The sequence below is a fragment of the Ruegeria sp. CE12 genome (genome assembly GCF_056537525.1).
This window is the reverse complement of record NZ_JBQFRS010000004.1, coordinates 268,158-293,083: the sequence shown is the minus strand read 5'-3', so window position 1 is coordinate 293,083 and position 24,926 is coordinate 268,158. Positions and strand designations below refer to the sequence as shown.

The 24,926-nt window shown below is 56.3% G+C and carries 22 protein-coding genes; 10 read left to right on the top strand and 12 right to left on the bottom strand.

Features of this window, described 5'->3' with window-relative positions:
• The first annotated feature begins 35 nt into the window (after positions 1-35).
• Entirely contained in the window at positions 36-1,115 is a 1,080-nt protein-coding gene (locus ACR0IO_RS12365) for a helix-turn-helix domain-containing protein (RefSeq protein ID WP_480741943.1), read from the top strand.
• Here ACR0IO_RS12365 and ACR0IO_RS12360 read toward each other — a convergent pair.
• Entirely contained in the window at positions 1,088-1,978 is an 891-nt protein-coding gene (locus ACR0IO_RS12360; protein WP_480741942.1) for a LysR substrate-binding domain-containing protein, read from the bottom strand. The two genes, ACR0IO_RS12365 and ACR0IO_RS12360, sit on opposite strands and share 28 nt — an antisense overlap.
• A gap of 108 nt (positions 1,979-2,086) precedes the next feature.
• On the opposite strand from ACR0IO_RS12360, the gene ACR0IO_RS12355 reads away from it, so the two are divergent.
• The gene (locus ACR0IO_RS12355) at positions 2,087-3,088 is read left to right on the top strand and encodes a sterol desaturase family protein (RefSeq protein WP_480741941.1); all 1,002 of its coding nucleotides are present in this window, start codon (positions 2,087-2,089) and stop codon (positions 3,086-3,088) included.
• A 69-nt stretch (positions 3,089-3,157) separates the two neighbouring features.
• Positions 3,158-3,982: a 3-methyl-2-oxobutanoate hydroxymethyltransferase gene (locus tag ACR0IO_RS12350; RefSeq protein WP_480741940.1), complete on the top strand. Its 825-nt coding sequence runs from the start codon at positions 3,158-3,160 to the stop codon at positions 3,980-3,982.
• An 18-nt stretch (positions 3,983-4,000) separates the two neighbouring features.
• Here the strand turns inward: ACR0IO_RS12350 and ACR0IO_RS12345 are convergent, their stop codons facing one another.
• Entirely contained in the window at positions 4,001-5,305 is a 1,305-nt protein-coding gene (locus ACR0IO_RS12345; RefSeq protein ID WP_480741939.1) for a UDP-glucose dehydrogenase family protein, read from the bottom strand.
• Positions 5,306-5,794: 489 nt separating this feature from the next.
• Here ACR0IO_RS12345 and ACR0IO_RS12340 point away from each other — a divergent pair, with 489 nt between their 5' ends.
• Positions 5,795-6,184 (top strand): hypothetical protein, encoded by a 390-nt coding sequence (locus ACR0IO_RS12340; RefSeq protein ID WP_480741938.1) that lies wholly within the window; start codon positions 5,795-5,797, stop codon positions 6,182-6,184.
• A gap of 118 nt (positions 6,185-6,302) precedes the next feature.
• Here ACR0IO_RS12340 and ACR0IO_RS12335 read toward each other — a convergent pair whose 3' ends face one another.
• The 8 genes from ACR0IO_RS12335 to ACR0IO_RS12300 all read right to left on the bottom strand — a co-directional run bounded on the left by ACR0IO_RS12335 (position 6,303) and on the right by ACR0IO_RS12300 (position 17,402).
• On the bottom strand, positions 6,303-7,379 hold the full coding sequence (locus tag ACR0IO_RS12335; RefSeq protein ID WP_480741937.1) for a DUF2793 domain-containing protein: 1,077 nt from the start codon (positions 7,377-7,379) through the stop codon (positions 6,303-6,305).
• A gap of 252 nt (positions 7,380-7,631) precedes the next feature.
• Entirely contained in the window at positions 7,632-9,068 is a 1,437-nt protein-coding gene (locus tag ACR0IO_RS12330; protein ID WP_480742018.1) for a mannose-1-phosphate guanylyltransferase/mannose-6-phosphate isomerase, read from the bottom strand.
• A gap of 71 nt (positions 9,069-9,139) precedes the next feature.
• On the bottom strand, positions 9,140-10,033 hold the full coding sequence (gene galU, locus ACR0IO_RS12325) for a UTP--glucose-1-phosphate uridylyltransferase GalU (protein WP_155148408.1): 894 nt from the start codon (positions 10,031-10,033) through the stop codon (positions 9,140-9,142).
• Between the two features lie 304 nt (positions 10,034-10,337).
• On the bottom strand, positions 10,338-12,143 hold the full coding sequence (locus ACR0IO_RS12320) for an ABC transporter ATP-binding protein (protein WP_480741936.1): 1,806 nt from the start codon (positions 12,141-12,143) through the stop codon (positions 10,338-10,340).
• A 1-nt stretch (position 12,144) separates the two neighbouring features.
• Entirely contained in the window at positions 12,145-13,074 is a 930-nt protein-coding gene (locus tag ACR0IO_RS12315; protein WP_155148404.1) for an ABC transporter permease subunit, read from the bottom strand.
• Positions 13,075-13,084: 10 nt separating this feature from the next.
• Positions 13,085-14,008 (bottom strand): oligopeptide ABC transporter permease OppB, encoded by a 924-nt coding sequence (gene oppB / locus ACR0IO_RS12310; RefSeq protein ID WP_155148402.1) that lies wholly within the window; start codon positions 14,006-14,008, stop codon positions 13,085-13,087.
• Positions 14,009-14,072: 64 nt separating this feature from the next.
• Complete coding sequence (locus tag ACR0IO_RS12305; RefSeq protein WP_480741935.1) at positions 14,073-15,701, bottom strand: peptide ABC transporter substrate-binding protein; 1,629 nt, start codon at positions 15,699-15,701, stop codon at positions 14,073-14,075.
• Between the two features lie 465 nt (positions 15,702-16,166).
• A complete protein-coding gene (locus ACR0IO_RS12300) occupies positions 16,167-17,402 on the bottom strand; it encodes a lytic murein transglycosylase (protein ID WP_480741934.1) in 1,236 nt (411 codons plus the stop codon).
• A 173-nt stretch (positions 17,403-17,575) separates the two neighbouring features.
• Between ACR0IO_RS12300 and ACR0IO_RS12295 the strand changes: the two genes are divergently transcribed.
• Genes ACR0IO_RS12295 through ACR0IO_RS12270 form a run of 6 tightly spaced genes read left to right on the top strand, consistent with a single transcriptional unit; the run spans position 17,576 to position 24,119 of the window.
• Positions 17,576-18,538: a cytochrome ubiquinol oxidase subunit II gene (locus ACR0IO_RS12295; protein WP_209016294.1), complete on the top strand. Its 963-nt coding sequence runs from the start codon at positions 17,576-17,578 to the stop codon at positions 18,536-18,538.
• Positions 18,535-20,625 (top strand): cbb3-type cytochrome c oxidase subunit I, encoded by a 2,091-nt coding sequence (locus ACR0IO_RS12290; protein ID WP_480741933.1) that lies wholly within the window; start codon positions 18,535-18,537, stop codon positions 20,623-20,625. Before ACR0IO_RS12295 ends, ACR0IO_RS12290 begins: the two co-directional genes overlap by 4 nt.
• Positions 20,622-21,254, top strand: coding sequence for a cytochrome c oxidase subunit 3 (locus ACR0IO_RS12285; RefSeq protein WP_170333429.1), 633 nt, complete (start codon positions 20,622-20,624; stop codon positions 21,252-21,254). Before ACR0IO_RS12290 ends, ACR0IO_RS12285 begins: the two co-directional genes overlap by 4 nt.
• Positions 21,247-21,573, top strand: a complete 327-nt coding sequence (locus tag ACR0IO_RS12280) for a cytochrome o ubiquinol oxidase subunit IV (RefSeq protein ID WP_209016293.1) — start codon at positions 21,247-21,249, stop codon at positions 21,571-21,573. The genes ACR0IO_RS12285 and ACR0IO_RS12280 overlap by 8 nt, the downstream gene beginning before the upstream one ends.
• Before the next feature lie 33 nt (positions 21,574-21,606).
• Positions 21,607-22,593 carry an HlyD family secretion protein gene (locus ACR0IO_RS12275; protein WP_480741932.1) on the top strand — a complete coding sequence of 329 codons (987 nt, stop codon included), beginning with the start codon at positions 21,607-21,609 and terminating at the stop codon, positions 22,591-22,593.
• Positions 22,594-22,595: 2 nt separating this feature from the next.
• A complete protein-coding gene (locus ACR0IO_RS12270) occupies positions 22,596-24,119 on the top strand; it encodes a DHA2 family efflux MFS transporter permease subunit (protein WP_480741931.1) in 1,524 nt (507 codons plus the stop codon).
• On the opposite strand, the gene crcB is transcribed toward ACR0IO_RS12270, so the two are convergent.
• Positions 24,116-24,478: a fluoride efflux transporter CrcB gene (gene crcB / locus ACR0IO_RS12265; protein WP_170333425.1), complete on the bottom strand. Its 363-nt coding sequence runs from the start codon at positions 24,476-24,478 to the stop codon at positions 24,116-24,118. The genes ACR0IO_RS12270 and crcB overlap by 4 nt on opposite strands.
• Positions 24,475-24,843, bottom strand: a complete 369-nt coding sequence (locus ACR0IO_RS12260) for a fluoride efflux transporter FluC (RefSeq protein WP_480741930.1) — start codon at positions 24,841-24,843, stop codon at positions 24,475-24,477. The genes crcB and ACR0IO_RS12260 overlap by 4 nt, the downstream gene beginning before the upstream one ends.
• Positions 24,844-24,926 lie beyond the last annotated feature (83 nt).

Genomic DNA, 24,926 nt, shown 5'->3' with positions numbered 1-24,926 from the left:
TGTGAACCGGCGGAAATGCCCAAAGAATGGCGGGCATGAAGTCGAAACGTGTCATGCCTGATCCGGATGACGAGGCCGCGGATGTCGGGCCTCAGAGCATCTATGACACTGACGAGCCGGATGAAGAGGATCTGTGGTTTCTTCCGCCCGAAGATGATGAAGTCAGGGATGACTATCTTCCGCCCGGCCCACGGGCAGACCGGCGTCTTCTTTTTGATCCGCGCGACTGGCGGGCGGCGCAGGATGAACTGTCATCTGAACTGGCTGATCTGGCCGTCACTTTCGGTGCATTGGACGAACGTTTGCGCGCCGGACCGGATGGCTGGACGCACCGTCTGGCCTTGATGGATGTATCCGATCTGGGTTGGTGGACCGGTGACCGGATCAGCGTTGACCGGTTGGCCCTTTGGACAGGACTTCGGATCGGTGCGACCAGTGATGACGTGCAGGCCCTGTTTCGCGCAGGTTGGGCCGTGCGCCGCCTGACTTCGGGCGCACCACCTGCTGCGGGCGGGTGGGAAGACGGGCTGACGGCATTTCTCGATCGGCTGGCGCAGGGGATCGAAGATGTTCCCGAAACTGTGGGCGATCTTGCCGAAGTGATGCGTAACGCCGAAGGCTTGCACCCCGTCACACAGGCCGCGATCGCCTTTCATGCGTGGCGTGCCTTGTCGCAAGGAATTGGCCACGATACCGAGGCGGCGATCATTGCAGCCCGCCATGCGGCGTCGATGGGACGTGGTGGAGCGATGTTCATGCCTCTGGCCTTGTCGGGGCCCGGCGCACTGCGCGGTGTGGGTGAACCAGCCGAGAAACTGTCCGCGTGGATACGCGGTGCAGGACAGGCGGCGCTGGCCGCCTTGCTGCATCTGGATCGGGTAAGCGCCTGGGAAAAACGCGCCAGAGAGGCAACCGGAGATCTCAGCGGGCGGACACCACCGATATTGATTGACGTGCTGACGGCATGGCCGATGGTTTCCGTCCCTCTGGCCGAAGAACTGACCGAAGCCTCACGGGCGGCAGCACAGCGGAACATCGACATATTCACCCGGCGTGGTCTGGTCCGCGAGGTAACGGGGCAGGGCCGTTACCGCGTCTGGACGGCGGCACTGTAATCCAGCAACCAATCCCGAAAGGCACGTGCAGGCGGCCGCAGCGCTGCGCGATCCGGATAGATCAGGTGATATGCTTCCTGACCCTCTACTTCGATATCCGGCAGACAAGGCACGAGGCCAGACAGTTCCATAATGCGATCCGATGCGGGCGCGCGCGCCAATGCGACGCCACCGCCGCTGGCAGCAAGCTCAGCCGCCATCAACGAATTGTCAGCAAAGAAGTAGCGCGCTTGTCCTGCAGGCAGGCGCAGGCTTTCGAACAGATGGGGCCAGCTGGCGCGGTGGGTTGAAACCTCGATAAGGTTGAACTGGAACAGATCCTGCGGATGCTGAATCTGGGCAGCGATGTTACGCGGAGCCACCGGATAAAGGCGTTCGCGCAACAACTCGTCACCATCGGTGCCGAAAAGTGCGGGATTGCCGAAGACGATTTGCAGATCGGTAAATCGGTTTGCGAAATCAGCGACCATGTTCCCTGTCGACAGCGACAGATTGATCTGCGGGTGATTGGCCTGAAATTCTGGTAGGCTACCCGCAAGAATGCCGTGTGCAAACAGCAGAACGGATTGCACGTAGAGCCTCTGTTCCCGCGTTTCGCCGAACAGCCCCGTGGTCGCTGTTTCCAGCATCAGCAAGGATTGCTGCACGGATGGCAGATAGGCACGGCCAGCTTCGGTCAATGTCACGGCATGGGCGTGGCGATGGAACAGAGGAGTTCCCAACCGGGTTTCCAGTGCCTTGACCTGTTGACTGACGGCGGCGGCGGACATGTTCAGCTGCACGGCCGCGCGGGCAAAGCTTTCGGTTCGCGCTGCTGCCTCGAACACGCGCAGCCAGTTGAGGGATGGGATACGAGTTGCCATGCACGCAGGCTAAGCAAAACTTAGGCTGACCGGCAAGACATTACGTTCTGAGGATTACGTGACGGGTCGTACAGTGCGTGGCAGCGAACAGAAAGAATGAGCTACGTCATGTCAGATCCCGCCACCCCATCGCGCCCCAAGCGCAAGATCTGGAACTATACCCCGCAACTGCCGATCCAAACCTCGCCCTATTGGGACTGGCCGATGAAGCCGCTGGCCACATTGCGATACCTGTTGCAGAGCTGGAATCCGCTGGCTTTGCGGGCGTTTCTGCTGGTCTTTGCGATCATCACCTGGAACTACCTGACACCTTCGCTGGCCCGGATCGAGACATTGAGCTGGGACTGGGTCGCTGAGATATGGTTCCGCAATTTCTGCATTCTGATGGTGGTAGCAGGCGGTTTGCATCTGGCCTTGTGGAAGTTCCGCACGCAGGCCGACGAATACCGCTATGACATGCGCCCGATGATGAAAGGTGCAAAGGTCTTTACCTTCAAAAACCAGGTTTGGGACAACATGTTCTGGACGCTTGGCCCGGCCCTGACATTCTGGACTTTTTGGGAGTGTTTCATCCTCTACTCCTATGCCAACGGCTGGGTAACGATGATCACCTTCGACGGCAATCCGGTCTGGTTTATTGCGATGGTGGTGTTCATCCCGATCTGGGCTGGTTTCCACTTTTACTGGTTGCACCGCCTGCTGCACGTCGGTCCGCTCTACACCAAGGTTCACGCGTGGCATCACCGCAATATCAATACAGGTCCATGGTCAGGCTTGGCGATGCATCCCGTCGAAAGCTTCTTTCTGATGTTCGACACGATGATTTTCTTCCTGCTGCCGTCGCACCCGGTCCACGCCATTTTCCTGCTGTTCCATCACGGGATTGGTGCTCCGACCTCTCATGCCGGATTCGAGCATGTGAAACTTGGCAACAGAGCCAGGTTCCAGGTTGGAGACTTTTTCCACCAACTGCACCACAAGTTCTTCGACTGCAACTATGGTACGTGGGAGACGCCGTGGGATGAGTGGTTCAACACGTTCCACGATGGCACCGATGAGGGCAACGACATGGTCAAGGAACGCCGTCGAAAAATCTGGGCCGCCGAATAGCTCGACCAGAACAAGACTGTGCCGGGTCCTGATGGGCCCGGCAATTGCTATGAAAGAACAGGGTACATCATGAAAAACATCTACACGTTTGGCCGCCGTCCTGCCCAACGCAACTATACGGTCAAGGACCTGCTGGATCTCAAGAAAACCGGCGAACGGCTGACCATGTGCAACCCGGCGAACGAGGCCGAGATTAAGGCTTGTGTCGATGCCGGAATCGATCTGCTGACGCTGTGGGATGTGCATCTGGATATGGCGCGTGAAATTGCGCCAACCCATTTTGCCGGGACCGCCATGAACTGGGGTCAGTTCGCCGCAAATGACGAGATCATGCGCCATGCCATCGACTGTATGGAGAAGGGCGCAGACATGTATTTCACCAACCGTTCGTTCGAAGTGGTTGAGATGCTGGCGCGCGAAAGCATACCGGTTCAGGTTCATATGGGGCTGGTGCCATCGCTCAGCCATTGGGCAGGTGGGCTGCGCGCATTTGGCCGGACTGCGGATGAGGCAATGCAGATTTACCGGACGTTCAAACGCTATGAGGATGCAGGTGCGATCGCGTGCGAGATTGAATGCGTGGCCGAAGACACTCTGCGCCTGTTGAATGATCGAACCTCGATCGTCACCATCTCATTGGGATCTGGCAATGCAGGCGATGTGATCTTTCTGTTTATGGCCGATATCTGCGGTGAGGCTGAAAACCCGCCGCGCCATGCCCATGCATTCCGTGATCTTGGACGCCTGCACCGGCAAATGTATCAGGAGCGTGTCAAGGCGCTGAAAGAGTTTCAGTCCGAAGTCCGCGCCAAAGCCTTTCCCTATCCGGCTCAGGCCATCTCGATGCGAGATGGCGAACTGGCCAAACTGGAAGAGGCTTTGGACAAAGTCTGACGTAGTGATCGGGCGCGCTCAGCGCCCGACACCAACATAGGATTCAAAGCCGGATTTCAGCGCTTTGCTTTCGGCATAGATATTGCGCAGATCAACCATTCGGGCGGTCTTCATCGCGCCGGCCAGCTCTTCAAGGTTCAAGGCACGGAATTCGTTCCACTCAGTCAGCAGAACCACCGCGTCGGCATCCTTGGCGGCTTCGTAAGGATCTTCTGCCCATTCGACGCCCGGCAACAATGCCTCGCCTTCGGCTTTACCTTGTGGATCAACGACGCGCACTTTTGCGCCTCCGCCAATCAGTGCTGGAACAATAGTCAACGACGGGGCATCGCGCATGTCGTCGGTGTTGGGTTTGAACGTCACCCCAAGGATCGCGACGGTTTTGCCGTTAAAGCTGTCATCGCAGGCATCGCGGATTTTCTCGGTCATCCGTTTCTTGACCTCATCATTCACGCGAATGACGGTCTCGGTAATCTGCATCGGGTGCGCATGTTCCTGTCCGATCCGGGCAAGCGCAGCGGTGTCTTTAGGAAAGCACGAGCCGCCATAGCCGGGACCGGCATGCAGGAATTTGTTGCCGATACGGCCATCCAGCCCGATACCGCGCGCAACCTCTTTGACGTCGCCGCCCACACGTTCGCACAGGCCCGCGATTTCGTTGATGAAGGTGATCTTGGTCGCCAGAAACGCATTGGCTGCGTATTTGATCATCTCGGCGCTTTCCAGATCGGTGGTCAGGATCGGGAAGTCGCGCAGGTAAAGCGGGCGGTAAATCTCGGCCATGACTTCGGCAGCACGATCGCTTTCGACGCCTACGACCACCCGGTCAGGGCGCATGAAATCGTCGATCGCCGCACCCTCACGCAAAAACTCGGGGTTCGAGGCCACGTCGAATGCCGCCTTTGGGTTCGCCGCGGTGACCACCTCATGCACTTTGCGGTTAGTTCCCACCGGAACGGTCGATTTTGTGACGATGACGGTATAGGCGGTGATCGCGTTTGCGATCTCTTCCGCGGCTGCCATCACATAGGTCAGATCGGCATGGCCATCCCCGCGGCGCGTGGGTGTCCCAACGGCAATGAACACCGCATCCGCCCCGTCAACAGCCGCCTTCAGATCGGTGGTGAAACTCAGTCGGCCTGCAGCAACGTTTTTGGCCATAAGGGTATCCAGGCCGGGTTCATAGATGGGCACCTCACCGGCTTGCAGCATGTCGATCTTTTGATCCGCCTTATCAACGCAAACCACGTCGTGACCGAAATCCGAAAAACACACCCCCGACACCAGACCAACATAGCCGGTGCCGATCATCGCAATACGCATACTTAAAAATCCTTCTTACCAATTACGCCGATGGCGCGCATACATTCGAAGAAACTGCTGGCGGATTCAATGCCTGTCAGTGACCTTGGGTTGCATTCAATAGTTTCTCGCCGTCATTGAGACAACAGACAGGACCTCGAAATTGCGAAGCGGAACATCGACCAAGATCGCATTGATAATCGATATTGCCGGTCGGGACGGGTTAAATCTGGCCTCGACATCAGAAACTATGGATTGGTACAGGAAACGCCTCAGCGTTAAGCCGCTCCGTTTTATCTCCGATTTCTCTACGCGGTGGTCAAACTGTATTCCTTTGGGATCACGAAGACCCGCAACGGGGCGGAACGTCTGTGACGCGAAAAATCACGTGAGGTCTGGCAAGAATCTCGCGGGGGCTGAAAGATTGTCCGTTCATGGGCAATCTCAACAGCCTGCGCGATTGGGGTGATGCCGGATTTTTCGGGAGAGAACGTAAATTAGGTCGCAAAGGTGATTGCGGTCGAAGGCGACCATGCGCTGGCCTTGAAAGCATGTGATGTGATCATGCGCATCGATTCCCAATATTCCCGCCTGGTCAACGAGACATTCATGCGCAAGACTTACATGGCAGAGCGTCGCGGGATGGTTGGCTGCGCAATTCTGTTTAAGTTACGTGAGCGGCAGAAGGCTCGTGAAATGCTGGATCTTGTTACTCGCAACCGTAGGGGGTTTGACATGACGGACCAGTCAGCGGCGCCTGAATTCTTTCAGGCACTACAACTTGATGTTGTGGTCCTGGCCGTAGCCAAGGTTGGTGGCATTAGAGCCACCAATTCTATCTTGCAGACTTTGAACACGAAAACCTGCGATCGAGAACAAGGTGATCCATCAAACCCTTGAAGTTGGGGTGCATTGGCTTCTGCAGCTTGGCTGCTCTTACATATCCGGCTTGGTATCTGAATCAGGCTACCAGGATTTGCGGACAAGGTGACCGTCCGGTTTCGGACGGTCTGATTGTTTAGAACCAGCGTCCGACAGCTGTGACTGAGGGAGCCTTTGCGGTGGCATCCGATGTCGCGCAAAGCACCTGCAGCGTCACCTGTGTTTCAGACGGCACATCAATTCCTGCGAACCGCTCAACAGCGCCACCGCTTCCGCTCAGTACCGGGACAGAGCCTGCTGCAAAAGCCACCGGAAAGGTCCAAGTCGTTGATGCACTGGCAAAAAGAGCGCCCACAGAGGTAGTGCAGCTGACGGGGTCCAGATTGGCGGTACAGATCTGTGTGCCATCAGCAAACCGCACAAACTCACCATTTGCAGTGCTGCCGCGCTCGATAACCGCACCGGTTGGGGCGCCGGAGGCTTCGGAAACTGAACCCAAGAGATTTCCTGGCCCATAACCGTAGTCAGCGCGCATCAAACGCCCGGCTGTCGTGTCTGTAGCGTTCGCCTGCACAGCCGCGCCAGTTGCTGTACCAGTGGCTGGATCAATGCTCAGCGCTTCGGTCCAGCTGCCACCATCTGGCGAAACCTTGATGGCAAATCCCGTGTTGCCCGATAACCCCATCTCGGCGTGACCGGTCCAGTTGGATTGAAACAGCAAAGATGCGGTATCGCCTGCACTGGCTTTGTTGATCTTCAACTGATGGCCGCCGCCATCATGGCTCAGCAATGTAGCCGGGCTGCGAACGGACAGGCGATTGGTTGCGTCATGTCCGGTTTGGATGCCGATACCCGGCAGGTTCTGGGTTTCAACAGGCAGGTCAGTCCAGGCGTTCCCATCCCAGATCTTGATGCGATCCGTGTCCTGATCCCATGCACGCCAACCTGTACCCGGTTCGATGAAGTGCCACGCATTGTCCAGCCAGGCCGCAAGCTGCCCGGGGTTGTCGCTCCAGTCTCCGGTTGGTGATGCCCCAAGCGCATACACATCTCCCTGCCCGGGGACGGCGGGTGGGGTGGTTGCATTCATGGACACGACACTCAGCTGCACAATCAAATCCAGCTGACGCAGTGCTTCGTTATGGGTGACATGTTTCTGGGCCTGCGAGGGTTGCAAAAACGGCAGGTTCAGACGGGGTGAGTTTTGTGACATGGGCATCCTCCTGTGGCTGTCGGTTCGACGATGTCGTTGCGCGCCAACCTGCCCTGAAGGGTGTGAAACCTGTCTGACCGACCCGGATGCCCTGATAATTTTCCGGTAACCTAGGATTTCCGAAATGGAAACAAATCAAAGAAAGATCCAGTGTTGTGGAGGGGTGCGTCACCACTCCTCGCAAAGTGATTCTATCCGTTTGGTATAGTGCGATGCAGCGCTTCTGCATCGGCGCAGCGATCACGCAGGCCGCTATTTCCGCGCGTAGAAATCTTCGTACCGGATAATGTCATCCTCACCCAGATAAGCTCCGGTCTGCACCTCAATCAGCACCATCGGAACTTTGCCGGGGTTCTCCAGTCGATGCTTGGCCCCGAGCGGGATGTAGACCGACTGGTTTTCACTCACGAGCTGCTCTTCAGCGTCGATCGTGACCTTTGCAGTGCCTTTCACCACGATCCAGTGTTCAGAACGGTGATGGTGCGATTGCAGGCTCAGCGCGGCGCCGGGATGAACGTGAATGCGTTTGACCTGAAAACGATCATCAATGACCAGGCTTTCAAACCAACCCCAAGGGCGGTGATCAACCGGCAGAGACTCGGCCTGTTTCGCACCCTTTGCCTTGAGGGCTGTAACCGCCTGTTTAACATCTTGCGCACGATCCATGCTGGCCACCAGAACCGCATCGGGCATCGCGACGGTTATCAGGTTCTCAACACCCATCGCCACCACGGTCTGAGCAGGGGATTCTGAACGAACCAACACATTTTGACAGTCGATTGTTGTGACATCGCCGGTTTGGGCGACACCATCCACATCTGGGTAGCTGAGCTCCTGAACAGCAGACCAACTACCAACATCCGACCAACCTGCGGCATAGGGGACGACGCTCAGGTTGTCGGCCTTTTCCATCACCGCATAGTCGATCGAAATGCCCTCAACCTGTTCCCAGGATGTCGCATCCAACCGCAGAAAACCCAAATCCGTCTGAGCCTGATCAACAGCTTGTCGAACCGGTGTAACCAACGCAGAAGCATGTTCTTTGAAAGCGGCAATGATATCGCGCACGGCAAACAGGAATATGCCCGAGTTCCACATATAGCTGCCATCCGCCAGCATGGCTTTGGCGCTATCCAGATCGGGTTTCTCGACGAACCGGTCCAGAGGCACTGCTGAGCCCGATGTGTCCGGTACGCAGCCGAGTTTTAGATAGCCATAGCCGGTTTCAGGACGGTCTGGTGTGATTCCGAATGTAATCAGGTCACCGCGTTCTTCGATGGTTATCAAACCTTCGGCTACAGCTGCATGGAAAGCCGCTTTATCGGGCACTACGTGATCGGATGGGGCAACCAGCATCACAGCATCGGGGTCTTGATCAGACAAATACAGTGCAGCTGCCAGAACAGCCGGTGCGGTATTGCGACCTTTGGGCTCGATCAGGATCGGCCCCGGATCAATGCCAATCGCAGATAGTTGTTCCGGCACGACAAAACGAAATGCTTCGTTGGTCAGCATCAGTGGCTTGGCATATGGCGCCGTTGCCGGGCCGCGCATTCGCACGGCGCAATCCTGCAGCAAACTTGTCTCGCCAAGCAGTGGAACAAACTGCTTGGGATAGCTTTTACGCGACAGGGGCCACAAGCGCGTGCCCGACCCTCCGCACAGGATGACAGGACAGACAGTTTTCATGAATTGCATGCCTTAGGACTGCTCATCACAATCGGTATCGTCAAAATGCAGTCAGAGGAAAGAGCACCCGATTATTGTGCCGCCCGCTCCGTTGCAACGATGTCATGCAGATACTGATTCAAGTCCGCGCGCAGATCATCGCGGGCGAGCGCAAACGCTACGGTTGCCTGCAAAAACCCGGCTTTTGAACCACAGTCGAATCGTTCGCCTTCAAACTGATATCCAAAGACGGGAACACCGTTTCCAATATCCGCAGCAATCGCGTCAGTCAGTTGGATCTCTCCGCCGCTGCCCTTCTTCTTTTGGTTCAGATTGTAAAGAACGGACGGGCCAAGAATATACCGACCGATCACAGCAAGGTTCGAAGGCGCTTCTTCGGGTTTGGGTTTTTCAACCATACCTCTCGCGCGAACGACCGTGCCCATGTTTTCGCCCACATCCAAAACACCGTATGAGCTGGTTTTTTCCGCGGGCACTTCCATTGCGGCGACCATATTGCCACCGGTTTCTTCGTAGGCTTCGACCATTTGCTGCAAGCAGGGCTTGTCTGCAGCGATCACGTCGTCAGGCAGCATGACGGCAAAGGGCTCGTCCCCGATCAGACGCCGTGCGCACCAGACGGCATGTCCCAGACCCAAGGCCTTGTGTTGGCGGATATAGGCGATAGCGCCGCTTTCCATGTTGGTCGCATTCAGCGTTTCCAGCAGGTCATCTTTGCCCTTGGCTTTCAGCTCCTGCTCAAGGACCAGATTGTGGTCAAAATAGTCTTCCAGAGCTGATTTTCCGCGCGACGTCACAAAGATGAATTCGGTGATGCCGGCCGCCCGCGCCTCGTCAATGGCGTATTGTACCAGTGGGCGATCAACGAGAGTCATGATCTCTTTCGGGACGGATTTTGTCGCTGGCAGGAAGCGGGTGCCGAGCCCTGCAACAGGAAAAATCGCCTTGGTGACCTTGCGTGTCATGTTACCTCTCAAATTCAATTCTTCGCCCGGTGGTCCGGGGCTTCCTCTTAGGCCGAGAAACCAGATCAATCAACATTGCCCGGTTGACCGGGCATAGACCCCGCAAAAGGTGCCAGCTTGTCGGTGCGGAGTCAAAATCAGGTATCGTTGTTCTCAGCCCTATATTGGTATTTTGGCAGCTTTTGGGCCTGTCTGGCACGGTCGGGCGTGATAGGCGAGATTGTGCCTGTGAAATCACATAAAGTTCAGATTGGCCAGCAACAAAAAAAGCCCCGAAGCTGGTTCGCAACTTCGGGGCTTTTTCTCAAGTGTTTGCCATAATGGCTTCCAGCGTGTCGTGCTCTGCCACAAAGTGATCGGGCGCGACTTCGCTGAGTTTTGGAACATAGTCCGTCTGGCCACTGTTCAACCTGCTGGGCAGGAAGCGCAGCGCAGCCTTGGGGTCCATGGGCGATGGCAACTCGCCCGGCAGCTTGAGCCGCTGGCGGCTGCGTTCCACATCCGGGTCCGGAATAGGCACCGCTGAGATCAGCGATTTGGTGTATGGATGGATCGGCTCGGAACAAACCACTTCACCATCCCCCAATTCGACGATCCGACCGAGATACAGAACCATGATCCGGTTCGAGACCGCGCGAACCACAGACAAGTCGTGGCTGATGAAGATCATCGACAGGCCGAATTCCTTTTGCAGTTCGCGCAAAAGCTCCACGATCTGAGCCTGAATGGACACGTCCAGCGCCGATACCGCCTCGTCACAAATGATCAGCTTGGGTTTGTTGATCATCGCACGTGCAATACCGACCCGCTGGTTCTGCCCACCAGACAGCTCATGCGGGTAGCGGTTGATCATGTTGGCCTTGAGACCGACCCGTTCCATCATTTCGGCGACCATGTCCTTGCGTTCACGCTCGGTCAGGTCAGGGCGATAGGTCTTCAGCGGTTCGGCAATCGAGGCCGAGATGGTCATACGCGGATCAAGGCTGGCCAACGGATCCTGAAACACGATCTGCAGGTCCTTACGGTACTTGTTCAGCTCGGCGCGTTTCAGTCCGACGATGGGATGACCCAACCAGCTGACATTGCCCGCACTGGGCTCGATCAGTTGCAGGACAGCCCGGGCCAATGTGGACTTGCCGCAACCGGATTCGCCCACAACACCCAGCGTTTCGCCTTTGCGGATGTCGAAGCTGACACCATCAACAGCTTTCAGGGGCACTTTGCGACCAAACAATCCGCCTGAGACGTGGATAGGAAAGTGAACCTTGACGTCATCGACTTTGAGCAGTGGCTCTTCGACTTTGTCCAGCGCTTTAGGGGCGTCACCTGCATCGATCCGGGGCATCGCCTCAAGCAGAGTCCGCGTGTACTCGTGCTGGGGCGCGCGGAAGATCTCGCGCGTATCACCGGCTTCGACGAATTGACCCAGCCGCATGACCTGAATGCGGTCACACATACGTGCGACGACACCCATGTCATGGGTGATCAAAGCAATCGCGGTTCCCTCGTCCTTTTGCAGACGCACCATCAGGTCCAGAATGTCCGCCTGTACGGTTACATCCAGAGCTGTTGTTGGTTCGTCAGCAATCAGCAGCTTTGGGTTACACAGCATCGACATCGCGATCATGACCCGCTGGCGCATACCGCCCGACAGTTCATGGGGATACTGATCCAGACGCCGCTTGGCTTCTGGGATGCGCACGCGATCCAGCCATTCCAGGCAACGCGCCCGCGCCGCCGAGCCTTGCAGCCCTTCGTGAACCTGAAGCACTTCGCGCATCTGCTGCCCGATCCGCAGATGCGGGGTCAGTGCCGTCAGCGGATCCTGAAAGATCATACCGACATCGTCGCCACGGATCTGGTTCAGTTTGTTGACGGGCAGGTTCAGGATTTCCTGCCCGTTCAGCATGGCAGATCCCGAGGCTTTGCCAGCCGGAGGCAGTAATCCCATCGCGGCCATGAAGGTTTGGCTCTTGCCAGACCCGCTTTCGCCCACGATGCCCAGACATTCACCCGGGTTGATATCAAAGCTGATGCCTTTGACAGCCTCGACCACGCCATCGGGTGTGTCGAACTGGACGCTCAGGTCCTTTACGGAAAACAGACTCATATCAGCGATCCTTCGGGTCCAGAGCGTCGCGCAGGCCATCTCCGATGAAGAACATCGTGATGATAATTGCGACGTAGAATGTGAGCGGGAACATCAACTGCCACAGGGTGCCATAACCCATCGTTCCGGCCCCTTCGGCGATCAGACGGCCCAACGAAGTGTAAGGTTCCGAAATCCCCAATCCGAGGAACGAAATGAAGCTCTCGGTCAGGATCATCTCGGGCACCAGCAGCGAGGCGTAAACGATCACCACCCCCAAAAGATTGGGCAGGATGTGGCGATACATGATGGTGAACTCGCTGACACCAGCGGCTCGGGCGGCTTCGATGAACTCGCGGTTTTTCAGGGTCAGGGTCTGCCCCCTAACGATCCGCGCCATGGTCAGCCAGCCGACCGCACCAAGTGCAATGAACAGCATGAAGAATGACCGCCCTGCGACCACAAGCAAAAGGATGATGACCAGTGTCGCCGGAATGGCCAGCAGGATGTCGACAAATCGCATCATGGCGCCGTCTGTGCGGCCACCGATGTATCCGGCGGTAATCCCGTAACAGGTTCCAACGATCAGAGCTGTCGCAGCGCCGATCAAGCCCACCAACAGCGATGTGGTCGTCGCCTGAATGACCCGGCTATAGAGGTCACGCCCAAGATCATCGACACCAAAGTAGTGTCCTGTTTCAATGGACGGCATCCCCATGCCGCGTACGTCACCCATGACGTTCCAATCGATTTCCTCGTTGTTCCACACGGCAAAGTAGGGCCCGATAATCGTGAACAACACGATCAGACCCAGAATGAATACGCTCGCCATTGCGGCCTTGTTGCGGACGAAACGCATGCGCGCGTCCTGCCAGAGTGATCGCCCCTGAATGACCGTGTAATCGGTGATTTCTTCGGCCAGATGGGCGGCTTTTTGTGATTTTCCAAGCATTGCCAGCCCCTCAGTAACGGATTTTCGGATCGAACCAGGCATAGGCCAGGTCGGTCAGAAGGTTCACGAAAACGGTCAGAACGCCGTAGAGGATCGTAACCCCCAACAGCACGGCATAATCGCGAGACAGAGCAGATCCCACATAGGCCTGTCCCAATCCGCCGGTCGAGAAGTAGATGTCGACAAAGACCGAGCCGGTCAGAACGTAGACAAAGACCGGACCCAGATAGGATACGACTGGCAACAGGGTCGGCTTCAGTGCATGGCGCCAGATCACAGTTCTTGTCGGCAGACCTTTTGCGCGGGCGGTGCGGATGAAGTTCGAGTTCAGAACTTCCAGCATCGACGATCGCGTGATCCGGGCGATTGATCCCATGTAGGACGTCGCCAGCGCAATCACGGGCATGATCAGATAGGGCCATTGACCGCCATTCCAGCCACCGCCTGGCAGCCATCCCAGCCACAGGGTAAATGTCAGGATCAGGATCGGACCCATGATGAAGTTCGGCAGTGCCTGCGCCGCGATGCCCAGACCAACGGCGAAATAGTCGATCCAGCTGTTGTGCTTGATGGCAGCAGCAATCCCAAGGCTAACACCGACAAAAGTAGCAACAAGAAACGACAGCGATCCATAGGTCAGCGAGATCGGGAAACCCTGCGCGATGATGTCATTTACGTCGCGGTCCTTAAACTTGAAGGACGGGCCGAAATCGAAATGCACGACGATGTTGTACAGGTAATCCCAGAGCTGCTTCCACAGCGGCTGGTCCAACCCGTACCGCGCCTCGATATTGGCCAGAACCGCCGGCGGCAGTGGCCGTTCCGAGGTGAAGGGTCCACCTGGCGCGAAGTGCATTAAAAAGAAACTGGCAACGATCAGCAAAAGGATCGTTGGGACGGCGATCAGCAATCGCCGGATGATATAGGCAAGCATTCCATGCCCCCATTATTGGCTTTGCCCCGGATAGGGTTCCGGGGCAAAGCACGATTTAGGATGATTATTCGGCGATCTTGTAGAGGTTCTTGGAATACCAGTTCTGCTCTACGTTATTGATCGGCCAGTTCCCCAGGTCGCTGTCCATCATGTAGACGCCAGCATAGTGATAGATCGGAATGACAGGGGTTTCTTGCGCGATGATACGCTCGACCTCGGTGTACAGAGGTGCTGCATCATCTGCTGTCTTTGCTTCGGCCAGCAGCTCATCAACGCGGGCATTGTTGTACTTGCCGTCGTTGTAGCCGGAATCCGACTGCAGCAGATCGAGGAAGGTGGATGCTTCGTTATAGTCACCACACCAAGCGCCACGTGCCAGATCGAAGTTCTGGTTGCCGCGCTCTTCCAGGAAGATCTTCCACTCCATGTTGGCGAGTTCGACGTTGGCACCCAGCTTCTGTTTCCACATCTGGCTCAGCGCCACGGCGACTTTCTTGTGCGCTTCAGAGGTGTTGTAGACCATCGAGAAGGTCAGTGGGTTGTCAGGACCGTAGCCCGCCGCAGCCAGCAGTTCTTTGGCCAGTTCGTCACGCTCGGCTTGCGACATCGACGCCATTTCCACTTCCGGAACGTCAAAGCCTGCTGTCGCTTCGGGTGCGAAAGTGTAGGCCTGCGGCTGACCGCCAGCCATGATGTTCTCGGTGATGATCTTACGGTCAACGGCCAGGGACAGGGCCTGACGAACGTTCGGATCCTTGAATGCCTCGGGGCCACCTTCGGACAGGTTGAACGTGTAGTAATAGTTGCACAGACGTGGATAGCTGATCGCCTCGTCAGGATATTCTTTGCTCAGACGCGGGAACTGACCTGCGGGAACATCGGTACGATCCAGTTCACCTGCCAGATAGCGGGTCAGGGCAACGTTCTCATCATTGATGACCAGGGCAACGACTTTGTCGAGGATGGTGTTCTCGTTATCCCAGTACATTTCGTTGCGCTCACGAACCGAACGCTCCTGCGGCAGGTGCTCGGTCAGAACATAAGCGCCATTCGATACGATGTTACCGGGTTTGGTCCAGGCATCGCCGAACTCTTCGATCACCTTCTGCGGGGCCGGGAATGTGGTCGAATGTGTGGTCATCTGCGGGAAGTAGGGCAGGGGTGCGCTCAGTCTCACTTCCAGCGTTTGATCGTCGATTGCTTTGACGCCCAGTTCGTCAACCGGCTTTTCACCGGCAATGATTGCTGCCGCATTTTCAATCGACATCAGTTCCATGAACCACGCGTAAGGAGAAGACAGCGCGGGATCGACGGCTCGTTTCCAGGCGTATACAAAATCGCCTGCGGTTACCGGATCACCATTTGACCATTTGGCATTATCGCGCAGGGTAAAGGTGTAGACGTCTTTGGTATCGTTGACAGTAAAGTCTGTCGCTACCCCGGGAACGAGGTTGCCGTTTTCGTCCTGGTTCATCAGACCTTCGAACAGGTCACGGACGATATCAGCGCCGTCAGTATCTTCGACAACCTGCGGATCGACCGAGCTGTGTTCATCAAGCACGCGGTAGATAAAGGTCTGATCGTCGGCCAGCGGCTCACCGGTTTCCGGATGGGTGCCTGCAGCAAAGGCGGCACCTGCGATCATGGTCGAGGACAGCAGCCCCGCCAGCGAGTTTCGAATGAATTTATTCATGTTGTTGCTCCCATTTGTCGGCGCCAGAATTGCACTCTGAAAAGGGGGTGGCATCCGGCAGCCTGATTTGTCCGACGTCCGCTGGGACTCAGTTCAATTCGATTTTGGTTTTGCCAATTCGCAAGGAACACTGCGTCGCAGCTTTCTTGATTGCAGTCGGTGAGGTGGTTGCGAAAGTCGACTTTCACTGCTGCAGAACGTGGCATTATTTGGGCAGGGGATAAAGGCTTGGTCAGTCATTTGAGCAACCAAAGGTAGAAAGAAACCCAAAGCCGGGGGGTGCTCGAAATTTTCTGAGGCGGGGCAGTGTCATCGTGATATTTTTGTGAAGGCCCGAGTCTTTTGCAGGGAAAACCTAAGTCCAGAACGTTTGTTTTCTGAGGCTCCAAAGCTCAAAATCAACCGAATCGCTGGTCGGTTTTACGACTCGCTACTGCGCGCTGGAGTGCATTGACGATGAGTGTTTCAGGGCTTGAGTTGTGACTTCATACGGCTTTCAGGAAAGCACGTGGGTGGCTGACCGGTCGCCTCTTGCCACCTGCCGATCGAACGTCGGGTTTTAAAACCGGGAAGCCCGTCTGCTCCGCCCACATCATGCCCCTGCTGCTCAAGTGCACGTTGCATGCTGGCGACATCAGATCGGTACAATCCACCGACTTTACCCCAGCCACTGCTGAAGTTGCCCATCCCATACTGAATGCGGTCCCCAACATGGCCGACGAACAGAGCATAGAGATCGCTCATATTGTAGTCTTTGAGAACGTAGAAATTCGGCGTGACGATAAAGGCAGGGCCATTTCGCCCGGCGGGCATCATGAGATATCCTTCACCGGACAGTTCATGAGGTGGAAACGGTTTGCCCGAGGTTCGCGCGATACCCATCGCCGCCCAGTCCCGAATTGGCCGCCCCTGATCCGGGCCTTCCAACGTACAGGACACAGATAAAGGTACTGATACCTCGAAGCCCCAGTCGCGGCCCGCTACCCAACCATGACGGGCCAGGTAATTGCCGATCGATGCGAGCGTATCATCGGTCGACCCCCAGATGTCCGCGCGTCCGTCGCCATTGCCATCTGCGGCAAAATTCAGAAAACTCGACGGCATAAACTGTGGCTGACCCAATGCACCAGCCCAGCTGCTTTTCATGGCCCTGCCTGAAACATGCCCAGCTTCCGCGATTTGCAATGCGGCGATCAGCTCATCGGTAAAATAATCTGACCGAGTACTCATGAAGCCCTTGGTGCCAAGGACCTGGAATGCATCATGACGGATTGCGACCTGCCCATAACCGCTTTCACGTCCCCAAACAGCCAGAATGATACGTCCCGGAACCCCGGTTTGTGCCTCGATGCGGGCTAAAGTCGCCGCATGACGTGCAGCCATTTTGCGGCCAACCGATGTTGCACCCTGAACTGACCCGGCATTGAAGTATTTTCCCGGTGATCCGAACTCGGCCTGCCGCTGTTTTTTGGGTGTGCTGGCTTTGGTGCCCGGTGGCACCAGATCGGGAAGATCCCAGTTCAGCGTGACGCCAGCAAAGGCCTGGTTCATGGTTTGACGAGAAACGCCTTTGGCACGGGCTTTAGGCCAGACCTCTTGTTGCAGCCAGTTCTGAAACTGTTGTTCAACCGCCGCCCGATTTTGTGCGGCAACATTGGTTCCAAACAAGGTCAGGCTAAGGAGCAAAAGAAATATACGCATCATGAACCGGTCTCGCCTGCCTTAAGAGGCAAGTCAACAGGCTGGTTGTTCGATCAAGCCAGCGGTTGAATGCCCGGTGGCCCTGACAATCACCGGTTTGGAAAAAACCTTGAGAAATTTCATGACTTTGCCGATAGTTGGACGGAATCGAGGGCATGAAAGGACGGGTGGGCGTGAGCATTTTCAGGTTGTCCCTTGCGTCAGTGCCAATACTGGCGGCAATTGCAGTTTTGTTTGCTTCGGCGCAGGTGGCCGGAGCGAGTGACAGTTTCATGGATCCACAGGGTCCGATCGCAGCAGTCCAGAAAACGCATCTGTTGCGGGCAACGGGCTTGATCCTGATTGCTGTTATTCCTGTTCTGCTGCTCGTCCCGCTCATCGCCCTGCGATACCGTCGCCGCAAAGGTGGCACCGCAGCCTACCGGCCCGATTGGGATTTCTCGGCAAAGCTCGAGTTCCTGATGTGGGGCGTTCCGGTCGTGATCGTCGCCATTCTTTCCTTCTACTTATGGAAAGCGACACATCGGCTGGACCCTTATGCTGCACCCTTCGGTGATGAACCTGCTTTGAGAGTGCAGGTCGTGGGCCTGGATTGGAAATGGTTGTTCATCTATCCCGATCTCGGCATCGCCAGCGTGGGTGAGCTGGGCATACCGGTCAAACAACAGGTGGCGATGACACTGACGACCGATACCGTGATGCAATCCTTCATGATTCCCGCTCTGGCAGGTCAGATCTATGCCATGCCGGGGATGACAACCCAGCTGCATGTGGTGGCAGATCAGCCCGAAACGATGCAGGGTGAGAACACGCAATACAACGGCCGCGGCTTTACCAAGCAAAAGTTCCAAACAGTCGCGATGCAGCCGGATGAGTTCGATGCCTGGGTTGAGAAGGTACGCGGCAATGGCATTCTTCTGGATCCGACGACCTATCAGACCCTAGCCATGCGCACGGATCGGGATGAGGTTCAGGCCGCGCTGGGAACCACGCAAATGCCCGAGAATGCTCTCTACTTCAAATTGGACGACGGCGATCTGTTCCACACGATCCTGCACCGATACCATAGCGGCAAGGCATTGCCGCTGGATCAGCAACCCGGCACGACCGAATTTGGTCAGGAGGCGAGCCAATGACATCCACCGATAGCGGTTTCTTTGGTCGTCTGAACTGGGACGCATTCCCGATCGCGGGGCTTATCCAGAACCCGAATACGAATGAAATCGTCGCCAATGCTGCTGCTGGCATAGTGATCGTTGGCGTTGTGGCCGTTTTGGGTCTGCTGACATGGTTCCGACTTTGGGGACCGCTCTGGCGAAACTGGCTGACCAGCGCCGATCACAAGAAGATCGGTATCATGTACATTGTATTTGCAATCGTGATGCTGGCACGTGGTGTGCTTGAGGGTGTGGTCATGCGCGCGCAGCAAGCGGCGGGTCCGGGTGACGGGTTCCTCGAGGCCGAGCATTTTGCCGAATTGTTCAGCACCCACGGCACGATCATGATCTTCTTTGTCGCGGTGCCTTTTGTGTTCGGTGTGGCAAACTTTCTGGTGCCGTTGATGATCGGGGCGCGGGATGTCGCCTTTCCGGTGATGAACCAGATCAGTCTGGGCCTGACCGTCTCTGCTGGCATGATGCTTATGGTATCTCTGGTTGTGGGCGAGTTCTCGACCGGTGGCTGGACAGCCTATCCGCCTTATACGGGCGCAGCCTTCAATCCGGGCGTCGGGCCTGACTACTGGATTTGGGCCATTGTCGTCTCGGGTATCGGAACGACGCTGACGGGCATTAACTTTGCGGTTACGATCTACAAGCTACGCGCGCCGGGGATGAAGTTCATGCGGCTGCCGATGTATTGCTGGACAATCATCTGCAGCTCGATCCTGATTATTTTCGCCATGCCGCCGCTTGGGGTTGCCGCGCTGCTGCTGGCAGCTGACCGCTATCTGGATTTCCACTTCTTCACCAACGACCTTGGCGGCAACATGATGAACTATGCCAACCTGTTCTGGCTGTTCGGCCATCCTGAGGTCTATCTGCTGGTGCTGCCCGCGTATGGTATCTATTCCGAGGTCTTCGCCACGTTCTCGGCGAAACGGCTTTACGGGTACAACTCACTGGTCATAGCCACCATGTCCATTGCGGTGCTGTCATTTACTGTCTGGCTGCATCACTTTTTCACCATGGGCCAAAGCGCTCTGATCAACGCAGTATTCGGTATTGCCACGATGTTGATCGCAATTCCGACAGGTGTGAAGGTGTATGACTGGATGGCGACGCTGTGGCGTGGACGAATCCGGTTCTCGGTTCCGATGCTGTATGGTCTGGCCTTCCTGATGCTGTTCGTCATTGGCGGGCTCAGCGGAGTGACCCTGGCCAACCCGACCGTTGATTATCAGGTTCACAACACCCTGTTTTTGGTCGCGCATTTCCATAACGTGCTGCTGCCGGGCGTGCTGTTCGGTTTGCTTGCCGGATACAACTATTGGTTCCCAAAGGCTTTCGGTTTCCGCCTGAACGAGTTCTGGGGCAGGGTGACCGTGGTGCTTTGGACCGTCGGCTTCATGCTGACCTTTCTGCCACTGTACTTTGTCGGCCTGATGGGTATGCCGCGCCGTTCCTACAGCTGGGAAGACCCCAGTTTCCATCCCTATATGATCGTCGCCGTTCTTGGTGCGCTGGTTATCCTCGCCGCACTATTGTCAGTATTGGTGCAGCTTTGGGTCAGTATCCGCGACCGCGAAAAGACCCGTGTGCCAGTGGGCGATCCGTGGGATGCACGGACGCTGGAATGGTCGATCCCGGCACCGCCGCCACCGTATAATTTTGCCATCATTCCGAATGTCACTGATCGCGACAACTTTGCTGCCGCAAAGGAACGCGGTGACGCCTATCCAACGCCAGACGAATATGAAGACATCGTGATGCCGCGCAATACATCGATCGGTTTCATACTGTGTGTTGTCAGTGGGATCTGGATGTTCGCGCTGGTCTGGTGGATCTGGTGGCTGGCTGCGTTAATGACCGTGCTGATCATTCTGTCGATCATCGTCTGGAGCTTTGATACAGACACAGAAGAGGTCATCACGGCCGAACAAGTGCGCAAAGAACACGAAGCCTGGCTGGCGATCGTTCACAGTGCGGCCGCAGTAGACCGTGATCACGAAACTGCCCCTGAAAACCGCGGACTGGCCCGTCCTGATCTGGAGGCCGTGACATGAGGCGAGCGCCATCCCACAGCTATCCCGGTCTGAACCTGGGAGAAGATCATGCCAGCGCCCACAAGTCGAGTGAGGTTGTTACCTTCGGCTTCTGGGTCTTCTTGATGAGCGATCTGGTCTATTTCGGGCTGATGTTCGCGATCTACATTACGATGATAGACGCGCAGGCGGGCGGGCCGGGGCCGCATGAACTGTTCGATCTGAAGAGCATCTTCGCCCAGACCCTGATCCTTCTGACCAGCAGCCTGACGGTCGGGCTTGCCATGCTGGCGCTGAAATACAATCTGCCACGCGCCCGGATCGTGCTTTGGTTTGGGGTAACCCTTGTTCTTGGGATCAGCTTTCTGGTGCTGGAAATCCGCGATTTCATGGCGATGGCTGAACAGGGGGGAATACCACAGCGCAGCGGTTTTCTATCCGCATTTTATGGTCTGGTTCCCCTGCATGGGCTGCATGTCGCTGCGGGCTGCCTCTGGCTGATTGTGCTTGGCATTCAGCTCAGGGTCATGGGTATGACGGACCTTGTGATTTCACGCGTGATGCGACTGGCGCTGTTCTGGCACTTCCTAGATCTGATCTGGATCGGCATCATTACCATCGTCTATTTCGGAGGGCTGACCTATGGATAAGCGTACCGAGATGCACCGCCGTGAACGCCGTCGTTATGTCATCGGTTATGGCGGTTCTCTGCTGCTGACACTGGCCGTTTTTGCGATTGCCTACTACTTTGGCATCGAAACCAAAGGTGTATACCTGACTATTGGATTGCTGGGCCTTGCACAGCTAATCGTCCAGCTTGTGTATTTCCTGCACATCGACCGGCGTCGCAGCAGCCGCGAAGATCTCGACCTCGTCCTGTTCTCGACAATGGTATTGCTGATCATCATTCTTGGCACAGTCTGGATATTGGGCAACCTGGCCATTCGGATGCACATGCACGTTATGTGATCGATCGCGAACAAGGCAAAAGGATACAGGCACATGAAGTCTCTCAAAGCTGTTGCGGTTGTCGCCATGCTTGTTGCCATCGCGATTGGCCTTTTCCTGTTTTGGAGGCATGAAGAGAGATATCCGTCAACTAAGGATGCCTATGTCGGCGCCAATATCATCAATGTTGCCGCACAGGTGACCGGACAGGTCGCCGAGGTGTCAGTGGTCGAAAACCAAAAGGTCAAAACTGGGGACCTTTTGTTCACCATCGACGAAACGCAGTTCCGTGCGTCTGTCGATCAGGCCAAAGCCGATCTGGACAGCGCCGAACAACAGGCAAAATCCTTTGCGACACAGCTTCCGTCGGCAGAGGCCGAAGTTGATAGCGCTCAATCGGCATTTGATACTGCGCAGAACAATCTGGAACGCGCCAAAGCGCTGTTCTCGACAGGAGATATTGCACAGGCCTCTCTGGACCAGACCACCTCGGCCTTTGCGCAGGCATCAGCGCGCCTGACCACAAGCAAGTCCAGCCTGCTGGCACTGGAGAGCGGTCTGGCTGCCAAGCAGGATGACATTCTGTCGTCGCAGGCCCAGTTGGAGATTGCACAAGCCGATCTGGCATGGACCAAAGTCTATGCCGCAGCCGATGGCTGGGTTGCCAATCTGACCTTGCGTCCCGGATCGTCGGTATCGGCAAACTCGCCGCAGTTTTCCATCGTCGAGTCATCTGATTGGTGGGTCGATGCAAACTTCAAGGAAACATCTCTGCCGCGTATTCGCCCCGGTCAGCCTGTGAAGATCGAGATCGATATGCTTCCCGGCATACAGCTGACAGGCACGGTGGCCTCGATCGGACGCGGGTCGGGTGATACGTTCTCGCTCTTGCCGTCTGAGAATTCCAGCGGCAATTGGGTCAAAGTCACCCGGCGTTTCCCGGTCAGGGTCGAGCTTGATCCGACGGATGCACCGCTGCGCGTCGGTGGCAGCAGCAAGGTGACCGTCGACACCACCGTGACACCCAAGGCATCGCAATGACAATGGCAGGTGCCGCCGCTGGCCGGGTTAACCCGGTCATCGTGGTCGCCGTTGTACTCAGTGCCATGCTCGAGGTGTTGGACAGCACCATCGTCAATGTTGCACTACCCCATATTCAGGCCGCTTTTGGAGCAACCACCGATCAGGCGACGTGGATCCTGACCAGCTATATCGTTTCCGCCGTCGTGATCATGCCGCTCACCGGGTTCGTGGCCCGGCGCGTTGGGCGGCGGCGATTGATCCTGACTGCGGTAACAGGATTTGCGACAATGTCGATGATGTGCGGTCTGTCGTGGAGCCTTGAGACCATCGTGGTGTTCCGTCTGGCCCAGGGCATGTTTGGCGCCTTTCTGATACCGCTGTCGCAATCCATTCTGTTCGATGCGTTCCCGCGCGAAAAACGTGGTCAGGCGATGGCAGTTTTTGGTCTTGGCGTTGTTGTTGCGCCAGTCCTTGGCCCGACGGTGGGTGCCATTTTGACCGAATATTTTTCGTGGCGCATGGTATTCTTCGTAAATCTGCCCGTTGCGGCGATGGCGCTGTTGTTGCTGGCCGGTGAGTTGCCCGATGATGAAACCGAAGATGTAAAAATCGACTGGGCGGGTCTGGCCATGCTCGCAATTGGCATCGGCTGTCTGCAATTCGTGCTCGATCAGGGTGAGACCAAGGACTGGTTGTCGTCTCGGGTCATTCAGGTGGCCGTTATCGCTTCGCTTCTCGGAACGCTTGGGTTCATTATCCATGCCGTGACGAAAAAGGGTGCGATTGTTGATCTGCGCCTGTTTGCAGATCGCAACTTTGCCCTGTCCAATCTGATCATTGCCGGTTTTGCTGTGTCCCTGTTCGGTGGCATCGCGATCCTGCCGACCTTTGTTCAGAGCCTGCTGGACTATCCCGTCATCGAATCCGGGCATCTGTTCATTCCGCGCGGTATCGCAGCCGGGGCTTCGATGGTTGTCACGGGTTCAGTTTTGGTAACTCGTTTTGACCCTCGCGTGCTGGCAGGTCTGGGCCTTTTGCTGACGGCAATCGGAAACTTCATGCTGGGTATGCTCAATCTGAACGCGGGATTCTGGCAATTGGCATGGCCCGGTGCGGTCAGTGGCCTGGGCATGGGGCTGGTCTTTGTTCCCCTTTCGATCCTCGCTTTTGAAAGCATCAGCCAACGTCGGCAGGACGAGGCTTCAGGATTGTTCAACGTAACACGCCAGCTTGGCTCTTCGGTTGGCATCGCGCTGGTCGGAACCTGGGTCGTGCGCGGATTACAGACGAACACGGCCAACCTCAGCCAGAATGTGACGCCCTACAATCCGGCAGCGCAGGCCTATCTGGAGCCGCTTGGTTTGACGCCTGACAGTGCTCAGGGCGCGGCCATTCTGGGTCAGGAAATATCCCGTCAGGCTGAGCTGATCTCATATCTGACAGTGTTCAATAATCTGGGTTTGTTGGCGCTGGCGACGATACCGCTGTTGTTCTTTTGCAAGGCGCCAAAGCCGGGCACACAAGCCACAGTTCACGCGCATTAACGCATCAGGAACAGGCCAAGCCACAGGGCAATCCAACACAGCGCAAGACTGAGAAGAATGTTGCCTGCGGCAAGCGCTATGGTGCGTTCCCGGTGTAGTTGAAGCGATTGATAAGCGAAGCTGGAGAATGTCGTGAATCCGCCACAAAAGCCAAAGACAAGACGCTTTTGCTCTTCGCCCATCTCGACCGGCCCACCGAGATAACCGATCCAAACCCCAAGCAGCAGACTGCCAAGGACATTCACGATGAGGGTGGAAAAGGGCAGGTCATGGGTCACTCGAAGCGCGATCCAGTGTCGCAACACCGCTCCCAGCCCGCCGCCAAGGCCAAACATAGTATGCAGATACAGATCGTTCATTCGGGTGGCCGTTCGGAATGAAATGTACGGCCAATGGCTTCACCAAGCATAGCGGCAGCGAGACCCACTATGATCTCGGCGGCCAGCGCGATGATCACAGCCCAGCCATTGGTTTCGGCAATACGCTCAAGCTCAGCTACAAACGATGAAAAGGTGGACAACCCACCACAAAACCCCACTGCACCCAGATGCAAGACATGTGCATGAACCTTGTGCCGGATCGCATAAAGCCATCCCAGAATGAAACAGGCCACTATGTTGATGCCGAAAGTGGCGGTCAGAAAAGGGGCGCCGGGAATTTCAAGAGAGAACGCTTCGCGCAACAACGAACCTGCTGCGCCGCCCACAAAAACGGATGTATACATCAAGGCGCGTTCCCTGAATGCAGTTGCCGTTTTTGCCACTGATGAAAACCTTGCTCAGCCTCAACTTGCCTTTGGCATATCGT